General features: G+C 58.9%; 2 protein-coding genes. Both read right to left on the reverse strand.

What is annotated here, in order from left to right; genetic code table 11:
- Positions 1-88: 88 nt before the first annotated feature.
- Complete coding sequence (gene ltrA / locus ACM43_RS09710) at positions 89-1342, reverse strand: group II intron reverse transcriptase/maturase (RefSeq protein WP_193375228.1); 1254 nt, start codon at positions 1340-1342, stop codon at positions 89-91.
- 214 nt (positions 1343-1556) lie between these two features.
- Positions 1557-1691, reverse strand: coding sequence for a hypothetical protein (locus ACM43_RS09715; RefSeq protein WP_256436599.1), 135 nt, complete (start codon positions 1689-1691; stop codon positions 1557-1559).
- Positions 1692-1712 lie beyond the last annotated feature (21 nt).

Consider the following 1712-nt stretch of genomic DNA (forward strand, 5'->3'; position numbering starts at 1 on the left):
CGGCACTGTCGGGTGAGTAGGCCGGAGGGATTTCACCTCCAGCCTCTCGCAGAACCGGGCGTGAGACTCTCGCCTCACCCGGCTCCCATCAGGCAAGCTTGCCGCCATCGCCGAGTTGCCAATGCACAAAGAGCCTGCGGTTCTCACGCGCGATCTTCTCCAGGAAGAGACGCGCGCGTCCCAAGCGGTGATGGAAGCGCTTGTACTTTCGCTTCAACCAGATAGCCAACGTCTGGTTGATGTAGCGCGCCAAAGGATAGAGCGCCGAACGCGTATATTGCCCATAATAAGCGATCCACCCCCTAACCATCGGGTTTAGCTCGCGGGCAATATCGTCCAAAGTCACCTCGGTTCGCTTGCGAAGTTTCAAGCTTCGGATCGTCGCTCGCATGGCATTCAGCGCTGGTTTGCTGACCGCCGGAGTGAACCCGCAGAACATCCTCTGCGAACGCGGCCGCAGGACCGATCGCGGCCGGAAGCAATAACCGAGAAAGTCAAACATGACCGTCTCAGTCTTGCCCCGGCGTCGGTCGTCCTTGCAGTAGACGATCCTCGTCTTCGTAGGATGCAGTTCCAGGCAGCACTCTGCCAGCCGAGCCTGGAGCGCTTCGCGAATGCTTTGCGCCTCCATCTCATTCCGACAATGTACCAACCCGTCATCTGCATACCGACACCACCGGAGATCGGGGAACATCCGTGCCATCCAGAGATCAAATGCATAGTGCATGAAGAGGTCGGCGAGGATCGGGCTCACCACGCCCCCTTGTGGGGTACCGCGGCTTCGCTCGATTATCGTTCCATCCTCTTGCACCATCGGCGCTGTCAGCCATCTTTCAATGTAGAGCAGCGCCCATGCGCACGTCACATGTTTCCGGACGGCCCGCAGCAGACGCTCGTGGTCGATATTATCGAACAGTCCCTTGATGTCGAACTCCAGAACCCAATCGTACTTCCAGCACCGCTGTCGCGTTACGCCTACGGCATCGAGAGCCGATTTACCGGGTCTGTAGCCGTAAGAATCCGCCAGAAAGATTGCGTCGAGAGCCGGCTCAATTAGTTGTTTGACAACCGTCTGTGCCACGCGGTCTGCCACAGTGGGCACCCCGAGGATCCTTTGGCCCCCACTCTTCTTTGGAATGGAGACGGCGCGAACAGGCGGCGGGAAGTAGGCGCCTGAGCTCATTCGATTCCAAATCTTGTAGAGATTGCTCTTCAAGTCGGACTCGAACTGCTCAATCGTCACTCCGTCGACACCGGCTGCGCCACCATTGGATCGCACCTGCAGATATGCTTCGTACACCTCTCTCTTGTCGATGTTGAACGGTTTGCTCGGCTGGTTCACCGTCGTCCTCCTGTTGTCAGTTGCGACGGTGGCCAGCCCTCCTGATCCGATCCCTTTGCTCCGGCCCCATTACGAGCCTTCGTCGCTAATACGGATCGGTCCGTCCCAGTGCTCCGCGTCGGTAATCTCGCCTCGCGGTCTTCTCCGCTTGTGCTTCTCCCTTTCCATCGGAGCGACTGGTTCCTGCAGTTCCGCGGCATCGCCTGCATCCGATTCACGCCCCCTCAACGCCGGTCGCCGCCCGCCCGGTCATCAGGCTTCCGGCGGGCTCATCCCAGAGGGACGACACACCTCTGGTTTTGACGACGATTTCCACGTTACGACGGTTCATCGGCGGGTTCATTTTCATTCGTCTCTCGGACGCCTATCC

The organism is Bradyrhizobium sp. CCBAU 45321 (assembly GCF_028128975.1).
Lineage (GTDB): Bacteria > Pseudomonadota > Alphaproteobacteria > Rhizobiales > Xanthobacteraceae > Bradyrhizobium > Bradyrhizobium yuanmingense.